The sequence below is a fragment of the Paraburkholderia gardini genome (assembly GCF_907164545.1).
Lineage (GTDB): Bacteria > Pseudomonadota > Gammaproteobacteria > Burkholderiales > Burkholderiaceae > Paraburkholderia > Paraburkholderia gardini.
In genome coordinates, this window is sequence record NZ_CAJQZB010000041.1 from 31751 (window position 1) to 50638 (window position 18888).

At 62.5% G+C, this 18888-nt stretch carries 17 protein-coding genes; 14 read left to right on the forward strand and 3 right to left on the reverse strand.

The genetic code is table 11. The features are described 5' to 3' along the window. The first annotated feature begins 160 nt into the window (after window positions 1–160). The 12 genes from flgB (at window position 161) to flgL (ending at window position 12417) form a co-directional block, all read left to right on the forward strand. Window positions 161–652, forward strand: coding sequence for a flagellar basal body rod protein FlgB (gene flgB / locus LPA37_RS23320; RefSeq protein ID WP_228979960.1), 492 nt, complete (start codon window positions 161–163; stop codon window positions 650–652). A 107-nt stretch (window positions 653–759) separates the two neighbouring features. Next, window positions 760–1188, forward strand: coding sequence for a flagellar basal body rod protein FlgC (gene flgC / locus LPA37_RS23325; RefSeq protein WP_228979957.1), 429 nt, complete (start codon window positions 760–762; stop codon window positions 1186–1188). A gap of 11 nt (window positions 1189–1199) precedes the next feature. Further along, window positions 1200–1916, forward strand: coding sequence for a flagellar hook assembly protein FlgD (flgD, locus tag LPA37_RS23330; protein WP_228979955.1), 717 nt, complete (start codon window positions 1200–1202; stop codon window positions 1914–1916). Window positions 1917–1949: 33 nt separating this feature from the next. Beyond that, complete coding sequence (locus LPA37_RS23335) at window positions 1950–3464, forward strand: flagellar hook protein FlgE (protein WP_228979952.1); 1515 nt, start codon at window positions 1950–1952, stop codon at window positions 3462–3464. Between the two features lie 23 nt (window positions 3465–3487). Then, the gene (flgF, locus tag LPA37_RS23340) at window positions 3488–4246 is read left to right on the forward strand and encodes a flagellar basal-body rod protein FlgF (protein WP_228979950.1); all 759 of its coding nucleotides are present in this window, start codon (window positions 3488–3490) and stop codon (window positions 4244–4246) included. 41 nt (window positions 4247–4287) lie between these two features. Beyond that, window positions 4288–5076: a flagellar basal-body rod protein FlgG gene (gene flgG / locus LPA37_RS23345; RefSeq protein ID WP_228979948.1), complete on the forward strand. Its 789-nt coding sequence runs from the start codon at window positions 4288–4290 to the stop codon at window positions 5074–5076. A gap of 41 nt (window positions 5077–5117) precedes the next feature. Further along, the gene (flgH, locus tag LPA37_RS23350) at window positions 5118–5828 is read left to right on the forward strand and encodes a flagellar basal body L-ring protein FlgH (protein ID WP_228979946.1); all 711 of its coding nucleotides are present in this window, start codon (window positions 5118–5120) and stop codon (window positions 5826–5828) included. A 2-nt stretch (window positions 5829–5830) separates the two neighbouring features. Continuing rightward, window positions 5831–7060, forward strand: coding sequence for a flagellar basal body P-ring protein FlgI (locus LPA37_RS23355; protein ID WP_407672606.1), 1230 nt, complete (start codon window positions 5831–5833; stop codon window positions 7058–7060). A gap of 9 nt (window positions 7061–7069) precedes the next feature. After that, entirely contained in the window at window positions 7070–7999 is a 930-nt protein-coding gene (flgJ, locus tag LPA37_RS23360; protein WP_228979943.1) for a flagellar assembly peptidoglycan hydrolase FlgJ, read from the forward strand. Window positions 8000–8266: 267 nt separating this feature from the next. Further along, a complete protein-coding gene (locus LPA37_RS23365; RefSeq protein ID WP_228979938.1) occupies window positions 8267–9028 on the forward strand; it encodes a flagellar brake protein in 762 nt (253 codons plus the stop codon). Between the two features lie 162 nt (window positions 9029–9190). Then, complete coding sequence (gene flgK / locus LPA37_RS23370) at window positions 9191–11188, forward strand: flagellar hook-associated protein FlgK (RefSeq protein WP_228979935.1); 1998 nt, start codon at window positions 9191–9193, stop codon at window positions 11186–11188. A 14-nt stretch (window positions 11189–11202) separates the two neighbouring features. Then, entirely contained in the window at window positions 11203–12417 is a 1215-nt protein-coding gene (flgL, locus tag LPA37_RS23375; RefSeq protein ID WP_229013838.1) for a flagellar hook-associated protein FlgL, read from the forward strand. 87 nt (window positions 12418–12504) lie between these two features. Here the strand turns inward: flgL and LPA37_RS23380 are convergent, their stop codons facing one another. Continuing rightward, entirely contained in the window at window positions 12505–13182 is a 678-nt protein-coding gene (locus LPA37_RS23380; protein WP_229013839.1) for a DUF1120 domain-containing protein, read from the reverse strand. A gap of 261 nt (window positions 13183–13443) precedes the next feature. Further along, window positions 13444–14109, reverse strand: a complete 666-nt coding sequence (locus tag LPA37_RS23385; protein WP_229013840.1) for a DUF1120 domain-containing protein — start codon at window positions 14107–14109, stop codon at window positions 13444–13446. Between the two features lie 276 nt (window positions 14110–14385). Here LPA37_RS23385 and LPA37_RS23390 point away from each other — a divergent pair, with 276 nt between their 5' ends. Then, window positions 14386–16866, forward strand: coding sequence for an autotransporter outer membrane beta-barrel domain-containing protein (locus LPA37_RS23390; protein WP_229013841.1), 2481 nt, complete (start codon window positions 14386–14388; stop codon window positions 16864–16866). A gap of 63 nt (window positions 16867–16929) precedes the next feature. On the opposite strand, the gene LPA37_RS23395 is transcribed toward LPA37_RS23390, so the two are convergent. Beyond that, window positions 16930–17610, reverse strand: coding sequence for a hypothetical protein (locus LPA37_RS23395; RefSeq protein ID WP_229013842.1), 681 nt, complete (start codon window positions 17608–17610; stop codon window positions 16930–16932). Window positions 17611–18110: 500 nt separating this feature from the next. Between LPA37_RS23395 and LPA37_RS23400 the strand changes: the two genes are divergently transcribed. Next, window positions 18111–18881 carry a fimbria/pilus chaperone family protein gene (locus LPA37_RS23400; RefSeq protein ID WP_229013843.1) on the forward strand — a complete coding sequence of 257 codons (771 nt, stop codon included), beginning with the start codon at window positions 18111–18113 and terminating at the stop codon, window positions 18879–18881. The last annotated feature ends 7 nt before the right edge of the window (window positions 18882–18888 follow it).

Here is an 18888-nt window from a genome sequence, read left to right on the forward strand (position 1 = left end):
CCCCCTTCCCCGGTTATTCGTCCGATTGCCGCCTGGCGCCGGCCCCTAAGATGCATCACATGCAAAAAGGCCTTCATGGTCGCCATCATCGTTCGCTGCGCCTCGCGCAAAGCGCACATCGGCCGATCAGGAAGCCCCGGACCGTCATGGGGAAAGATCAATGCTGGACAAACTCGATGCCGAATTCGCTTTTGGCCGCCAGGCGCTCGATGTGCGCGCCTACCGTCAGGAGCTGCTGTCTTCGAATATCGCCAACTCCGACACGCCCGGCTACAAGGCACGCGATGTCGATTTTTCGTCGGCGCTTGCCGGCGCGCTGAAAAAGAGCGGCGGCGCCGTTCAGGGCGCGTCGAACAGTTCGACGCTCGCCATGACGCAACCCGCCGGTGTGACGAGCGGCATGTCGATGGTGTCGACGCAGCCAGGACACCTGCCGGGCAAGCAGACCCTTCAGGCCACCGGCGGCCCGACCGACGACTTCGGCACGGTCGCATACCGCATTCCGGCGCAACCGTCGCTCGATGGCAATACCGTCGATCTCGACACGGAGCGCGTGAACTTCGCCGACAACTCGCTGCACTTCGAGTCGGGCATGACCGTGTTGTCGCAACAGATCAAGACCATGCTCTCGGCGATCACGTCGGGTTCGTAAGCAGGCACGCAGGAATATCACGCATCACCGCATCTGATTTGAGTACCGCCAGAAACCACACGCTACGGGATTAATAGCCGGACACCGGCAAGAGAGGTCGAGAAGCCATGCCTTCCCTGATGAATATTTTCAATGTCGCCGGTTCGGCGATGTCCGCGCAGTCGCAGCGGCTCAACGTCACGGCGTCGAACCTGGCGAACGCGGACAGCACCACCGGTCCCGACGGCCAGCCGTACAAGGCCAAGCAGGTCGTGTTCGGCGTCAGCCCGATCGCGGGCGGCGCACGCACGAGCTCCGGCCAGCAGATCGGCGGCGTCCAGGTGACGGGCGTCATCGACGATCCGACGCCGATGAAAACGTCGTACGAACCGGGTAACCCGGCCGCGAATGCAGACGGCTACGTCACGTTGCCGAACGTCGATCCGGTGCAGGAAATGGTCAACATGATTTCGGCCTCGCGCTCGTATCAGGCCAACGTCGAAACACTGAATACCGCGAAGCAGCTGATGCTGAAAACGCTAACGATCGGAACCTGAGGAGTATTTCCTTGACCACCAACACCTCTATCGGTAACAACGGCCCGGCCATATCGCAGACGTTGCTCGATACGATGAACGGCACGGCCAGTTCGTCCTCCAGCTCCAGCTCGACCTCGAGCGCGACAAGCGGCTCGGATCTGCAGAACACGTTCCTGCAACTGCTCATCGCGCAGATGAAGAACCAGGACCCGACGAATCCGATGGACAGCTCGCAGATGACTTCGCAGCTGGCCCAGATCAACACGGTGACGGGCATCAGCCAGCTGAACACGTCGCTCACGTCGCTCTCGACGCAACTGACCGCGGGCCAGCAGACGCAGGCCGCGAACCTGATCGGCTCGACGGTGCTCGCCCCGGGCAACACGTTCCAGGTGGCAAGCGGCAAGGCGACCGGCTTCGGCGTCACGCTCGCGAACGACGCGTCCGACCTGCAGATCGTCGTCAAGAACTCGGCCGGCACGATCGTCAACACGCTCGACCTCGGCAAGCAGTCGGCGGGCACGGTGCCGGTGGGCTGGACACCGGTCGACAAGTCAGGCAACGCGCTGCCGGACGGCACCTACACGATTACCGCGACCGGCACGGTCGGCGGCAAGGCCGCGACGGCGACGACGCTGTCCGCCGGCACGGTTCAAGGCGTGATCAAACAGACGGACGGCACGGCGGGCCTCGTGCTGTCGACGGGCAGCACGGTCGGACTGACCGACATCGCCGCCATCATCTAACTGCATCCAGATACTTCAGATACGGAGAATGTCATGGGTTATCAGCAAGGCTTGAGCGGGCTGGCTGGCGCGTCGAGCGACCTCGATGTGATCGGCAACAATATCGCCAACGCGAACACGGTGGGTTTCAAGCAGGGCTCGGCGCAGTTCGCCGACATGTACGCGAATTCGGTGGCAACCGCGGTGAACACGCAGATCGGTATCGGTTCGCGTCTCGCCTCGGTGCAGCAACAGTTTTCGCAAGGCACGATCAACACGACGAATCAGGCGCTCGACGTCGCGATCAACGGCAACGGCTTCTTCCAGATGTCGAACAACGGCTCGCTGACGTATTCGCGTAACGGCGTGTTCCAGCTCGACAAGAACGGCTTCATCATCAACGCCGACGGCCTGCAACTGATGGGTTACGCGGCCAACGCGAACGGCATCATCAACTCGGCGAACACGGTGCCGCTGAAGGTGCCGACCGCGAACATCCCGCCGACGACGACCAGCACCATCACGGCTGGCCTCAATCTGAACGCGCAGGATCCGCTGGTGCTCGGTACGCCAGGCGTGGCGCTCGGCGGCACCAACACGGGTACGGTGACCAGCAGCGGCGCGGCGATCACCAATACCGCCGCCGGCACGAACGCCAACACCTATCAGATCACGTTCACGAGCGCGACGACGTATGACGTCTACGTCAATGGCAGCGCGACGCCTTCGGTCACGGGCGCAACTTACACGGACGGCTCGCCGATCACGCTCGGGACCGGTGAGACGGTGACGCTCGCGGGTGTCCCGGCAGTCAATGACACGGTTACCGTGTCGCCGACGTCCGTCCCGTTCGACCAGACCGACAGCACGACCTACAGCTATCCGACGTCGGTGCCGGTGTACGACTCGCTCGGCGGCGCGCAGCAGGTCAACATGTACTTCGTGAAGACGGCAGCAGGCTCGTGGGACGTATACGCGGGCGTGTCGACCGGCACGGCGAGCAAGATCGGCACGGCGACCTTCGACAGCTCGGGCAATCTGGTGAGCACCACCGACAATGCGGGCAACCCGACTGCCACGCCGCTGGCATTCGATTTCTCGATCCCGACCACCGACGGTTCAGCCACACCGCAAAGCCTGCAGCTGCGTATCGGCGGCACCACGCAGTTCGGCAGCAAGGACGGCACGAACTCGCTCGACCAGGACGGTTTCGCCGCCGGCACGCTGACCAATTTCACGATCGGCCAGGACGGCACGCTGACGGGTAACTACTCGAACGGCCAGACGGCCGCGCTCGGCCAGATCGTGCTCGCGAACTTCGCGAACCAGAACGGTCTCGTCGATCTCGGCAACAACCAGTACGGAGCGACGGCCGCTTCGGGCGTCGCGCAGATCTCGACGCCGGGCAGCACGAATCACGGCACGCTGCAGGGCGGCGCGGTGGAAAACTCGAACGTCGATCTGACAAGCGAGCTGGTGGACCTGATCACGGCGCAGCGCAACTACCAGGCGAACGCGCAGACGATCAAGACCCAGCAGGCCGTCGATAACACGTTGATCAACCTGTAAGCGCAGCACGCACCGACACCATCATGGACCGGCTCATATATACCGCGATGTCGGGCGCCACCCAGGCGCTCGAACAGCAGGCACTGGTCGCGAACAACCTCGCGAACACGTCGACAACGGGTTTTCGCGCGCAGCTCGCGACCTTCCGGGCCGTGCCGATGGCGTTCGGCGACGGCAGCACCGTCAACAACGATACGACCCGCACCTTCGTGCTGTCGTCGACGCCGGGCGCGGATTACACGCCCGGCCCGATCCAGCAGACCGGCAACCCGCTCGACGTCGCGATTCAGGGTCCGGGCTGGCTGTCGGTGCTGACGCCCGACGGCAACGAGGCGTACACGCGCGCAGGCAACCTGCACGTCGACGAGAACGGCCAGATCGTGACCGCGACCAACCTGCCGGTGGTCGGCAACGGCGGCCCGCTGTCGGTGCCGCCGGGTTCGGAGGTGACCATCGGCAAGGACGGCACGATCTCCGCGCTGACCCCGGGGGATCCGCCGACGTCGATCGCGCTCATCGACCAGCTGAAGCTCGTGAACCCGGAGCCGGGCACGCTCACGCGCGGCGATGACGGCCTCTTTCATACCACCGACGGCAACCCCGCCGACGCCGATCCGAACGTGGTGGTCGCGGCAGGCTCGCTCGAAGGCAGCAACGTGAACCCGGTTGCAGCAATGGTCTCGATGATCACCAACGCGCGTCAGTTCCAGATGCAGACGAAGATGATCGAGTCCGCCGACCAGAATGACCAGTCGGCCAACAAGCTGCTCGACTTCAGTTAATACAGACTGCGGGCCCGCCTGCACTCAGGAGAAGAATCACCGTGAACCGCTCACTCTATATCGCTGCAACCGGCATGAATGCGCAGCAGGCGCAGATGGACGTGATCTCGAACAATCTCGCGAACGTCAGCACGAACGGCTTCAAGGGCTCGCGCGCGGTGTTCGAGGATCTGCTGTATCAGACCACCCGCCAGCCGGGCGCGAACTCCACGCAGCAGACCGAACTGCCGTCCGGCATTCAGGTCGGCACGGGCGTGCAGCAGGTCGCGACGGAACGTCTGTACACGCAGGGCAACCTGCAGCAGACCGGCAATTCGAAGGACGTCGCGATCAACGGCGCGGGCTTCTTCCAGGTCCTGATGCCGGACGGCTCGAACGCCTACACGCGTGACGGCTCGTTCCAGACCAACTCGCAGGGCCAGCTCGTGACGTCGAGCGGCTATCAGGTCATTCCGGCTATCACGATTCCGCAGAACGCCACGTCGCTCACGATCGGCAGCGACGGCGTGGTGTCGATCACGCAGGCAGGGTCGAGCACGAGCACGCAGATCGGCTCGATGCAGATCGCCACGTTCATCAACCCGACCGGCCTCGACGCGAAGGGCGAAAACCTGTTCGCGGAAACGTCGTCGTCGGGTGCGCCGATCGTGTCGCAACCGGGCCTGAATGGCTCGGGCTCGCTCAATCAGGGCTACGTGGAAGCGTCGAACGTGAACGTCGTGCAGGAACTGGTCAACATGATCCAGACCCAGCGCGCGTACGAAATCAACAGCAAGGCCGTGACGACCTCCGACCAGATGCTGCAGACCCTGAGCCAGATGCCGGTCTGACCGGTCGGTAAATGACAGGGTTAACAGAAACGGTAATCACGATGTCGCATTTCACAGGTATCCCGGCAATCACACGCGGCGCGCGCGCGGCGCGGCTGCTCGCGCTCGCCGGAACGTTCGCCGCCGCCCTCGGCGGCTGCGCACTCGTGCCGACGCAGCCGATCGTCCAGCAGCCGATGACGGCCGCCCCGCCCCTGCCGCCCTCGCAGCAGTCGCCCGGCTCGATTTTCAATCCGGGTTACGCGGGTCGGCCGCTCTTCGAAGACCAGCGGCCGCGCAACGTCGGCGATATCCTGACCATCGTGATCGCGGAAAACATCAACGCGACGAAGTCCTCGGGCGCGAACGCGAACCGCGACGGCGCGACCAAGTTCGGCGTGCCGACCGCGGGGTTCCTCTCCGGCCTGTTCGGCAAGGTGAACCTCGACGCGAGCGGCACCAACACGTTCCAGGCGGCAGGCGGCGCGAACGCGTCGAACACGTTCAACGGCACGATCACGGTGACCGTGACGGGCGTGATGCCGAACGGCAACCTGAACGTGAGCGGCGAAAAGCAGATGCTGATCAACCAGGGTAACGAGTTCGTGCGCTTTTCGGGCGTCGTCAATCCGAACACGATCTCCGGCCTGAATTCCGTGTACTCGACCCAGGTCGCCGACGCGAAGATCGAATATTCCGCGAAGGGCTATATCAACGAGGCCGAGAACATGGGCTGGCTGCAACGCTTCTTCCTCAATCTCGCGCCGTGGTGATCATGAGCTTCGCACTTTTTAGCCGCATGGGCTCCGCGCGCACGTCAGGCACCTCGGGCGCATCAGGCGCCGCGCGCCTTCGCAACGTCTGCCGCACGCTCGCACTCTGCGCGCTGGCATGCGTGGTGCTGCCGCTCAGCACGTCCGTCGCGCATGCCGAGCGCCTGAAAGATCTCGTATCGATCCAGGGCGTGCGCGACAACCCGCTGATCGGTTATGGCCTCGTGGTCGGCCTCGACGGCACCGGCGACCAGACGACGCAAACGCCGTTCACGACGCAGACGCTCGCGAACATGCTCGCGAACCTCGGCATCTCGATCAACAACCAGTCCGCCGGATCGAGCAATACCGGTACGTCGGCGCTTACCAGCATGCAGTTGAAGAACGTCGCCGCCGTGATGGTGACGGCGACCCTCCCGCCTTTCGCGCGGCCGGGCGAAGCGATCGACGTGACGGTGTCGTCGCTCGGTAACGCGAAGAGCCTGCGTGGCGGCACGCTGCTGCTCACGCCGCTGAAGGGCGCGGACGGCCAGGTCTATGCGCTCGCGCAGGGCAACATGGCCGTCGGCGGCGCGGGGGCGAGCGCGAACGGCAGCCGGGTTCAGGTCAACCAGCTCGCGGCCGGCCGCATCACGAACGGCGGGATTGTCGAACGTGCGGTGCAGACCACGATCTCGCAGTCGGGCACGGTCCAGCTCGAACTCAACGACATGGATTACGACACGACGCAGCGCATCACCGCGGCCGTGAACAACGCATTCGGTTTCGGCACGGCGGTCGCGCTGGATGGCCGCACGGTCCAGCTGCGCGCGCCGACCGATCCCGCGCAACAGGTGTCGTTCATGGCGCAGTTGCAGAACCTCGATGTGAAACCGGCGCAGGCCGCCGCGAAGGTGATCCTGAACGCACGCACCGGTTCGATCGTGATGAACCAGATGGTGACGCTGCAAAACTGCGCGGTCGCGCATGGCAATCTTTCGGTGGTCGTCAATACGCAGCCGGTGGTGAGCCAGCCGGGCGCATTCTCGAACGGCCAGACGGTGGTCGCGCGGCAGTCGCAGATCCAGCTCAAGCAGGATAACGGCGCGCTCAAGTACGTGAACGCCGGCGCGAATCTCGCCGACGTCGTCAAGGCGCTCAACGCGCTTGGCGCCACGCCAGCAGATCTGATGTCGATCCTGCAGGCGATGAAGGCGGCCGGATCGTTGCGCGCCGACCTCGAAATCATCTAAGGAACCGTGATGAATTCAGATCCCACCAGCGCGGCAAACGACCTGTCGCAACGCTTCGCGCTCGACGTCCAGGGCTTCGACGCACTGCGCGCCCAGGCGAAGAACTCGCCGCAGGAAGCGATGAAATCGGCGGCGAAGCAGTTCGATGCCGTGTTCACGCAGATGATGCTGAAGAGCATGCGCGATGCGACGCCGCAGGACGGTCCGTTCGATTCGCACGACACGGCCACGTTCACGTCGATGATGGACCAGCAGCTCGCGCAGCAACTGTCGAACAAGGGCATCGGCGTGGCGGACGCGATGCTCAAGCAGTTAATGCGCAATTCCGGCATGCAGACCGGTGACGCGAACGCGGGCAACAACGCCGCGCTCAACGCGCTCGCGAAGGCCTACGCGAATCCGGCGAACAACGGCGCGCTGCAATCCGGCCGCGGTTATTCGGCGAACAGCGCGCTGACGCCACCGGTGAAGGGCGACGGCAGCTCGCCGAAAGTCGATGCGTTCGTCGACCGGCTCGCGGCACCGGCGCAGGCGGCGAGCGAAGCGACCGGTATTCCGGCGCGCTTCATCATCGGCCAGGCCGCGCTCGAATCGGGCTGGGGCAAGAGCGAGATCAAGAAGGTGGACGGCTCGACGAGCCACAACGTCTTCGGCATCAAGGCGACGAAGGACTGGACCGGCAAGACGGTGTCGACCGTCACGACGGAATACGTACACGGCAAGCCGCAACGCGTGGTCGAGAAATTCCGCGCCTACGATTCGTACGAAGACGCGATGACCGATTACGCGAGCATGCTGAAGTCGAATCCGCGCTACGCGCAGGTGCTCAACAGCTCGCACGACGTGAACGGTTTCGCGACCGGCATGCAGCGCGCCGGCTACGCGACCGACCCGCATTACGCGAGAAAGCTCATCTCGATCATGCAGAAAATGGGGTGAAGCAGGGCTTGCGGATGAGCGGTGCGCAGGTTCACATCGCGGCGGGCCAGCGCCTCGCGCGGGCAGGAATTAAACGTTTGCCGGGAAAAATTAACGGTGGTGCCCTAAACTTTGGGTGCGCGCTGCCGCTAATCAGTTACACCCGATACGGGAAAGAAGTGAAAGTATTCCGGTTGAACGCGCGTTGACAGGCGAAGGACGACGGCTTCAAAAGCCGCCCTTCCTGCCCGGTAGACCGCCCGCAAGAACAGGCACACTGGCAAGAACATGGATACCAACCAGTCGAACGGCGATAAAACTCAGGCAGAAGACGCCGGGAGCGGTAACGATTTCGGTCGCCGGAACCCGCTGGAAATCGGCGTCCAGCTACGCAACCTCGCCATCCGTGGCGATTTTCTGACCGTGCAGTACAAGAGTGGCCAGCTCGTCACGAAGATCCTCGATGTGGATGTGCGCGCGCGGACGTTCACCTTCGACTGGGGTGGTCTTCCCGAGCAGAACGAGGGTTTGCTTGCCGCGCCGCGCGGCCGCTTTCATGCGTCGCCGGATGGCGTTCGTGTCGAGTTTTCGACCGCCACGCCGCGTGAAACAGAATACGAAGGCCGTCCGGCCTTCGTGGCCGAATTCCCCGAAGTGCTGTTCTATGTGCAGCGTCGTGAATATTTCCGCGTCGATGCGCCCGTGCTCAATCCCTATCTCTGCAAGGGCCAGCTCGCGGACGGCGGCGCGTTCCGTTTTGAAGTACACGACCTGTCGCTGGGTGGCGTCGGCATACGCACGAACGACGAGCGCATCGCCGACCTTCCGATGGGCGCGGTGCTCTCCGATTGCGAGCTGATTCTCGGCGCACTCGGCACGCTGTATCTCGACCTCGAACTGGTTTCCCATCGCGCGATCACGCAGCCGAACGGCGCGGCGTGCTATCAGCTTGGTTTCCGTTTCGTCACGCTGCCGGGCAATGCGGAGAACACGCTTCAACGCCTTATCACGCAGCTCGAAATGAAGCGGCGCTCGCTGGTGCGCGCCTGAAGGCTTGACGGGCACGCGCCGCGTGCCCGGAACGACCCGCGCGGCGCGCGCGAAAAGCGCTTCGCCCGACGCAATTGGCCCTCAATGTTTTCGCGGCCGGGCCGATATACATGGTGTTCAGTCAACTCGGCGGCGCATCAGCGTCGCCTCTCAGGATGACGCATGTCCAGTAACCTTTTCAGCATCGGCCTCAGCGGACTCAACGCAGCCCAGTGGGGGCTGACGACGACGGGCCAGAACATCGCCAACCAGGCAACGCCCGGCTATTCGATCGAGCGTCCTGTCTACTCGGAAACGAGCGGACAGTACACCGGTTCCGGATATCTGCCGCAAGGCGTGTCGACGACGACCGTCCAGCGTCAGTGGAGCCAGTACCTGGCGACCCAGCTGAACACCGCGCAGTCGGGCGCCGGTTCGCTGTCTACCTACTACAGCATGATTTCGCAGTTGAACAACCTGGTCGGCAGTCCGACTTCGGGTATTTCGACGGCGATCACGAGCTACTTCACCGGTCTGCAGAATGTCGCGAACAGTGCGTCCGACAACGCGATGCGCCAGACCGCGATGAGCAATGCGCAAGCGCTTGCCGATCAGATCAACGCCACCGGCGAACAGTACGACCAGTTGCGCACGAGCGTGAACACGCAGCTGACTGATACCGTCGCGCAGGTCAACACGTACACCGCGCAGATCGCGTCGCTGAACGCGCAGATCGCCGCGCAAAGCACCTCGGGCCAGCCGCCGAACCAGTTGATGGACCAGCGCGACCTCGCCGTGTCGAACCTGTCGTCGCTCGTCGGCGTGCAGGTCGTGCAGAACAGCAGCGGTTACAGCGTGTTCATGGGTAACGGCCAGCCGCTCGTGATGAGCGACAAGAGCTTCAACCTCACGACGCAGACGTCGCCGGGCGATCCGACCGAACTGTCAGTGGCGTACGCCGGCCTCGTGGGTGCGAACCCGGCGCCGACGCCGCAGGTTCTGTCGGATTCGGCAGACATTGGCGGCCAGCTTGGCGGTCTGCTCACGTTCCGCAGCCAGTCGCTCGATCCGGCCGAAGCGCAACTCGGCGCGATCGCGACGAGTTTTGCCGCCCAGGTGAACGCGCAGAACGCGCTCGGTATCGACCTGTCTGGCAACCCGGGCGGCGCGCTGTTCACAGTCGGCTCGCCGACCGTCTACGCCAGTTCGAAGAACACGAGCACGGCTACGCTAAGCGCATCGTTCGCGAACGCCGCGCAGCCGACGACGAGCGACTACACGCTTTCCTTCGACGGCACGAACTACACGCTGACGGATTCCGCGACGGGCACCGTCGTCGGCCAGTCGACGAGCCTTGCGTCGCCGATCGGCGGCCTGCAGCTTTCGGTGTCCGGCACGATGAACGCGGGCGACAAGTTCTCCATCGAGCCCACGCGCGGCGCGCTGAACAACTTCGCGCTGACGACCTCGGTTGGCTCCGCGATTGCCGCTTCGGCGCCGGTGCTGGCGTCGGCGACGTCGACCAACAGCGGCTCCGGCCAGATCACGCAGGGTTCGGTGTCGGCGGGCTACACGCTGCCGAGCTCGAGCACGACGCTCACGTACAACTCGGGCACGGGCGAGCTGACCGGTTTCCCGGTGGGGTCGGTCGTCACGGTGGGCGGCACGCCGCCTTCGACGGTCACGATCACCACGGCCGGCACGGGCGTGCCGTACGACCCGGCGACGGGTGCGACGCTGACGATCAACGCCGGCACGGGCGCTCCGCCGGCGGGCGGCTGGATGAACGGCGTGACGGTAAGCCTGAGCGGCGCGCCTTCGAACAACGACACGTTCACGATCGCGGCGAACACCGGTGGCGCCAACGACGGCCGTAACGCACAGTTGCTGTCCGCGCTGGTCACGGCAAAGCAGCTGAACGGCGGTACGGTGACGTTGACGAACGCATACGCGAACTACGTCAACGACATCGGTAACCAGACGAACAACGTCGACGCGCAGAGCACGGCGCAGGCCTCGCTCGTCACGCAGATCACGACAGCCCAGCAATCGGTTTCGGGTGTGAACATCAACGAGGAAGCCGCGAACCTGCTGCAGTACCAGCAGGCGTATCAGGCGAACAGCAAGGTGATCCAGACTGCTGACACGCTGTTCCAGACCATCCTCGGCATTTTCAATTGAGGCGTTGAACGCATATGCGCATTTCCACGACCCAGTATTTCGGCATGAACGTCCAGACGATGGACGATCAGCAAAGCCAGCTCACGCAGCTGTATCAGCAACTGTCGAGCGGCGTGAGCCTTGCGACGCCGTCGGACAATCCGGTGGGCGCGGCGCAGGCCGTGCAGCTGAGCATGCAGGCTGCGACGCTGTCGCAGTACTCGAGCAACCAGAACGCGGCGCTTTCGTCGCTGCAGTCGGAAGATTCGACGCTCGGGACCGTCAACACGATTCTGACGAACATCAACACGCTGCTCGTGCGTGCCGGCGACGGCTCGCTGAACGACGGCAACCGTAGCGCGCTCGCGACCCAGTTGCAGGGCTTGCGCAGCCAGCTGCTGTCGCAGGCGAACGCCACCGATGGTTCGGGCAGCTTCCTGTTCGCGGGTTACCAGACGACGTCGCAGCCGTTCGGTACGAACGCGTCGGGCGCGGTGCAGTACAACGGCGACAGCGGCGTGCAGTACGTGCAGGTCACGGGCACCCGTCAGATCGCCGCCGGCGACAACGGCGCGACAGTGTTCCTCGGCGTTTCGCCGACCGGCACGAACTCGATTCCGGCTGGCAACCCGGGAAATACCGGCTCGGGCACGATCGGGGCGGTGAGCACGACGAACGCGGCCGATCCGGCGAATGCGGACAAGTACACGATCAATTTCACGAGCCCGTCGAGCTATACGGTGACGGACGTCACGGCGGGCACGACGACCGGCGCGCAGACGTTTACCGCGGGCACGGCTATCACGCTGGGCGGTCAGAGCGTGGTGATTTCCGGCGCGCCGGCATCGGGCGATTCGTTCTCGCTGACGCCGGCCACGCAGGCGGGCACGGACGTGTTCGCGAATATCGACGCCGCGGTGGCGGCATTGCAGACGCCGGTCACGGCGGGCGCGGGCACGGCGAACCTGACGAACGCGCTATCGACGGCGATGGGCAAGCTGGCGAACACGCTGAACAACGTGATTACGGTTCAGGCATCGGTAGGCGGACGGGAAAACGAAGTGCAGGCGCTGCAGTCGGTCACGCAGAGCAGCAACCTGCAGACGCAGAGCAATCTGGCGGATTTGACGCAGGTGAATCTGACGCAGGTGATCAGCAAGTACACGATGGTGCAGTTTTCGCTGCAGGCGGCGCAGCAGGGATTCTCCATGATCCAGAAGATGTCGTTGTTTAATTACATTGGGAATTGATGTAACGGGTTTTGTAGTCTGAATGTGAGAGCGGCCCGGGATTGTGAAGACCCGGGCCGCTTTGCTTTTTTCGTTGCTACTAACCGATCACAGGTAGACCAGCGAGAACGTTGCCAGACCGTCGATTGGCACTTCTTGATTGAGTGCCGGCATGCCTGAAATCTTGTTCAGACCGAGCGACACATTCAGCGGCTGCGAAATAATCGTGTATGCACCAGGGGTCGAGCCCCCTGTCGGCGCCCACGACAAATCAAGCCCGACCGGGCGCCAGTTGCCGGAAAACGAGGTTGCCGCATACCAAGTCTGACCGTTGTCAAGGCTGGCGATGCGATCCACAGCTGCGCCGTCGCCTGTTGCGCCCGTGGCCGGCGCATTAATGACATACGTCCCTACGTTTTTGCCGTTGACTGAACCAACGCCATACGCGTAAGAATCGTTGAGGTTAGCGCTAATTGCATTCGCGATGCCCGGCACCGTCGACCCGGTGCGATTGTCAACCACGGTCACTGCAATCTTCGTCGGTGCATCGCACGTAACGGTCAATGAAGTCGACTTCGTAGGAAGAACCGTAAAATTAGTATTGCTTAGGGTGCTGGCACTGATTCGGCCAAAATCAACGATAGAGCCGCCGGCGATCGTCGGCGTGCACGACGGTGGAATGATTGTTCCAATGACCTTCAGGTCAACCGAATCAGCAGCGAATGCGCCAACCGAAGTCGCGGCCAGCAGGGCGGCCAGAAGGGTGTTTTTCGAAACGAGTTTCATGTTTAGCTCTTTCAAGATTGAGGAGGAAGAAGAACCCGACTGGTTGTGTTTGCGCCGAATCCTTGAGTTGAATTCTGGGTGCTTTCTCTGGCTCGTTAAATCGCAGATTCTTTAAATGTGCAGTTCGTGACGAGAAATGTCGTGACGATTGGGGCGTTATCCGACGGAAGGTGCGGGGATGCGTCCTTTCAAATGAGAGTGACGTGAAAGCAGCCCGGTCTGAACCGCACCGAGCCGCTATTTCATGCTACTGCGGCGCGATTACAGGTAGACCAGCGAGAACGTAGCGAGGCCATCCAGCGGCACGTTGTCCGTCAGATCAGGCAGGTCAGGCCGGCTGTTCAGCTTCGTCGAAACCACAATGCCCTGCGTAACTACGCTATATGCCTGCGGAGCCGTGCCGCCGCTTGCCGTCCATGCGACCAGGTTGGTGCCACCTGCCTGGAGATGTGCATCCGTGACATTCAGGGTGCCCCACGTCGAGCCGCCGTTATCTGAATAAACGCCGTCCGGGGTCGTACCATCTGCCGTCGCGGTGGCATGAGGGAACGTGATCGAGTAAGCACCGACGTTTTTCGAATTCACGGCGCCCAGACCGTACGCATATTGATCACCCGTTGCGATCGCGCCAGCCGGCGCCGTGCCGCTGCGGTCGTCGATGACCTTCACCGAAACCTTGGCCGGTTGATCGCAGGTGATCGTCAGCGACGAGGTCTTGTCGGCGAGCGTCGTGAAACCGGTATCGCCAAGCGAAGCGGCCGGAATGTTGCCGTAGTCGATCACGCCGCCGCCCGACAGCGTCGGCGTGCACGATGCCGGCACAATCGTGCCGATCACCTTCAGGTCAACTGAATCAGCGGCAAATGCGCCGATTGAGATTGTTGCGAGCATGGCTGCCAGAAGAGTCGACTTCGAGATGAGTTTCATGAGAATCCGTTCAAAGAAGGTGGAAAAGAGGATGCGGCGAGAGGTACGCTAGCGTCCTCGCGACGGATTCTCAGCGCTTGCTTAACAAATTCAAATCGTAGTTATCCGAAATGTGAGAATCATTCGCGATTACCTGAGAGAAATAGAACAATCGCGCACGGGAATGAGAATTCGTAAACCTGCGATGTATCCCAAAATGTTCTTTGTCCAGAATCCGCGTTCCGCGCGTGCCTTCCGTTTTGAGCAGGCATCAGCGCTCAACCGGAACGGACTCTCATGTTTTCTCTCCCTCTCAGGCGCGCGCCTCTCGCGATCGCCGTTTCATTGCTGGCTGCCGGCACGTCCGCGCATGCCTATGTTCTCGTACCCAGCGGTACGCGCGTCGTCACCGCTCAAACTGCTCCCGACGACTACGAGCTTCAGAACGCGGCGTCGCTGGACGTGCAGTCAGGCGCGACCGTATATGGTGTGCGCACTGGCTACACGGGAACCGGCGCACAAGTCCTGCTGGACTCGGGCGCGCAAATCTCCACACACGGCCTGCTGGTCAATAGTGGCTCGGTTGACGTAGTCGCAGCAACACGACCAGGCGTCCAGACGATCATCCGCAACGACGGTACAGCCAGCGATCTGGGCGACGCGGTGCGCCTGAAAAACGGCAGCACGGGAACGCTTCGGAACGTGCTGCTGGAAAGCACGGCCGGCACCAGCTACGCCGGCCTCCAGGCGGAAACGAACTCGACCGTAACGGTCAGCGACGGCATCATCCGCAGCGCCGGATGGGGTGTGATCGGCACGACTGGCGCGCGGATCGACCTGCAGCGCGTGTCAGTCGAAGCTGGCGCGAACACCGGCGCATTCATCAGCGCCGGCGCACAGATGACCGCCACCGATAGCCGCATCACCGGCCCCAAAGGGGTGGAGGTGCGTCAGCAGAATTCCAGCTTTACAGGCCACAACACCGAGATTACCGGAACGACTGGAGCAGGCGTGACGATGGTCGGAGACGCATCGGTTGTGCTCGACGGCGGCTCGTCGGTTCAGGGTGCAACGAACGGCATCGCCGTAGCACTGATTCCCGGCGCGACGCCCGGCAATAACACCATCAGCCTGACCGACACGTCCGTTAATGGCGCAAATGGATCGGCGATTTTTGCTTCGTCGGCGAGTCATACCGATATCACCGTTGCAGGTGCGAGCGTGCTGACCGGCTCGGACGGAAATGTATTGCACGTTGGACCGGGTAGCACGGCGAACTTCAGCGTCATCGGTTCGAACCTTCTGGGCAACGTGACCGCAGACGATCGCCTGGGCGCCAATGTCTCGCTCACAAGCGGCGCAACGCTCACGGGCAATCTGATTCGGGTTGGAGACGTTTCGGTCAGTAACGGCGCCGCGTGGAACCTCACGCAAAGCAACACGATTGGCAGTCTGAGCCTGAACGGAGGCACCGTTGTGCTCGACAACGGTATCGACAAGACGCTAACCATCGCGGGCAATCTGAGCGGGCAGGGAACGTTCGCGATTCACACGGATCTCGGCGACGTGCACGGCGATCTGATCGACGTTCAAGGCTCGGCATCCGGTCAACATCAACTGCAGGTGCGCAATACCGGGCGTGAACCCGACGCGCCGGGCGGCAAGCTGATGGTCGTGCAGACCGAGGGCGGCCCGGCCACGTTCTCGCTTAAGGGCGACAAGGTCGACGCGGGTGTGTATGAATATCGTCTGGCGCAGCAGGGCGACGACTGGTATTTGCAGAACACGGCGGTGAATCCGGTTAACCCCGTTGATCCGGTCAATCCGGTGGATCCGTCGGACAACACGCCGGACAACACGCCGGTGATCACGCCATCGGCTGCGACGATCCTCGGTCTCTTCACCGCACCCGCCACGATTGCGTGGGAGCAGATGGATGTTCTGCGCACGCGCATGGGTGAGCTTCGTCGCGACGAACAGGGCAGCGGCGCATGGGTGCGCGGCTACGGCTCGCGCTATCGTGTTTCCAGTGCAGCGGGCCAGCCGTTCACGCAGGATCAAAGCGGCGTCGCGATCGGCGGCGACCGCAAGATTGCGGTGTCGGGCGGCAAGGTGCTCGTCGGCGGCAGCTTCGGATACACGAACGCAAATCTGACGTTCGCGCCGGGCGCGGATGGCGTCGTGGAAAGCCAGACGCTGGGCGGCTACATCACGTGGCTGCGCGACGACGGCTACTACGCAGATGCAGTGCTGCAGGCGAGCCGCTTCGAAAACCGCGGCGACGCAACGATGAGCGATGGTGTCCGCACGCACGGTAACAACGTCAACTACGGCCTGGGTAGCTCGCTGGAAGTGGGCCGTCATATCGGCGTGCAGGACAACTGGTTCGTCGAGCCGTACGTGCAGCTCGCGGGCCTGTTCTCGAGTGGCAGCAGTTTCTCGCTGGATAACGGCATGCAGGCCACCAATGGCCGCAACGCATCGTTGCAGGCAAAGATCGGCATGGCGGCGGGCAAGGACTTCAAGTTCGATGAAGGCAGCGTGATCCAGCCTTACGCGAAGGTGGCGTTCATCAACGAGTTTGCGCACAGCAATCCTGCGTACGTGAACGGCATCGCGTTCTCTACCGATCTCGCCGGTCCGCGCGGCGAACTGGCCGTCGGCGTCACGGCGCAGGTCAAGAAGTCGTTCCACCTTTTCGCTGAATACAGCTATTCGAAGGGCGACAAGATCGAGAAGCCGTGGGCATTGTCGGGCGGAATGCGTTACGTCTGGTAAGCAGCAAGCTTCTAACGAAAAGGCCGTCGTGAACATCCACGACGGCCTTTTGCTGTCTGCCGCTTACCGAAACTTGAACAGAGCAGCTTGCGCCTTGATTGCAGCATCCAGCGTCTGGCAATCCGGCAGCACGCGGCTCACACAGTCGATAAACGTCCGGCAGCGCGGCGACAAAACAGGCGGCTGCGGCTCGACGAGCGTGGCGGCCGGATGTTGAAGCGCGGCGTGATCTATCAGCACATCCGGAATGTCGGTCTCGCCGCGCAGGCGGAGCAGCATCAGGAGTTCGATTGGCATTGCCTGCTCAACGGGGTGATCGAAATCGAACCGCATCTGGCCCGAGTCCAGACGGCAATGCGACAGATGTCGGTCCGCCAGCTGCACCGAAAGCGGCGCGAAAACGGACGCTGGCGCGTTCCACAAATCGATGATGTCCGCGAGCAGTTCTTCGCCCTTCTGAAACGTACACGGCACGACGGGAACGTGCAGTCCCTTACTGGCGACGCTAACGATCATCCCCGTGATGCCGCCAGGAACCGGGCGCCCTGCATGATCGACGTCGCCACCAAACCAGCATTCGAGTACGTGCGCGGCAAGGTCTGGCCAGCCGAGCGTCACCAGCATTGCAATCAGCAACGCCATGTCGCGATCGTAGATCTGCCGGCGTCGCGGGCCTCGCCACACGTCTTCGTAAATCGCGAGCGCGTAGGTGCCCGCGAGCGCTTCAAGAACGCCCTTTCTCAAAGCGCTCCAGTCAGGTTCAGGCGCGTTTTGATCTCCGTTCAGATCGATACCGCGCCACTGGCGCAAACGACCTAGCCAATACAGCGGACGTGCCGCACTCGGCAGCGGAATGGCGGATGGCGCGCGGAAGAAATCCTTCAGCGCCTCGCGATGCATACCGTCGAGTGCGGACGCTTCGGCGTACGCGGCATGAAGGATCGTTTGACGTCGTTCGTCAGGATCGGATGCAGGTGGATTAAGCAACGAGAAGTCCCCGGTAGATGTGCGTTTGACCGTTGACCATACGGAGTTGCATGTGCTTTCGCCATCGTAGTTTTATGAATTTTCGTTGTGGTCGGCGTGTAACGCGCACCTTCGAAACAGAGGAGCATTCTGCTAAAGCATTAATTCGAGATTTAAAGATTCTGCGATTCAGAAGACTCCCCGGTTCTTCCAAACTCAATGCATCGAGACAAGCGTCGTTGCAATGAAGCTGCGACCGAACCTAAGGAGCCTCAATCATGAAATCGATCAACTTCAAACTTCGCAACGTCGTGATCGCTGCGGCCATGCTCGCCGGTTTCGCGAACGTTGCAATGGCAACCGGCATGGTGCCGGAAACGTCAGTGGTCCTCGTCAACGAAGCCGATGGCGAAGCGACGATGAACGTGAAGAACAGCGAGAGCACGCCGCAGCTTCTCTACACGTCGGTTACGCACATTGAGGAAGACCAGGAAAACCTGATAGTCGTAACGCCGCCGGTTACACGCGTTGAAGGCAACCAGACGCAAACGGTGCGTTTCGTGTTGCAGAACAAGACGCCGTTGACAGTCGAACGCCTCGAACGCGCTGTCTTCGAAGGCATTCCCCCGCGTGATCCGAAAGCCGGTGCCCGCGTGACGATGACGATCCGCCAGGATCTGCCGCTCGTGATCCATCCGAAGGGCCTCGCAGTGAATCGTGAACCGTGGAAGGAACTGAAGGTTTCGATCACCGGCGACGAGATGACGATCGAAAACCCGAGCGCCTACGTCGTGCGTCTTGCGCAGACCGTGCAGTTGCAGCCGGAAAAAAAGAACGTCGAGCTGCCGCGTCCTTACGTGCTGCCGAAGACCAAAGTGACCGTGCCGCTGAAGGGCGCGAGCGCAGCAGCGACCATTGCGCGCCTGTTCCCGGCCACGACATATGGCTACTCGGTTGATCCGTACGACGCGCCTGTTACCGCGGCTTCCGCAGCAGCAACGCAGACGCAAGCGCCGGCACCGGCCTCGCAAGTATCGGTTTCGAAGTAATCAGATC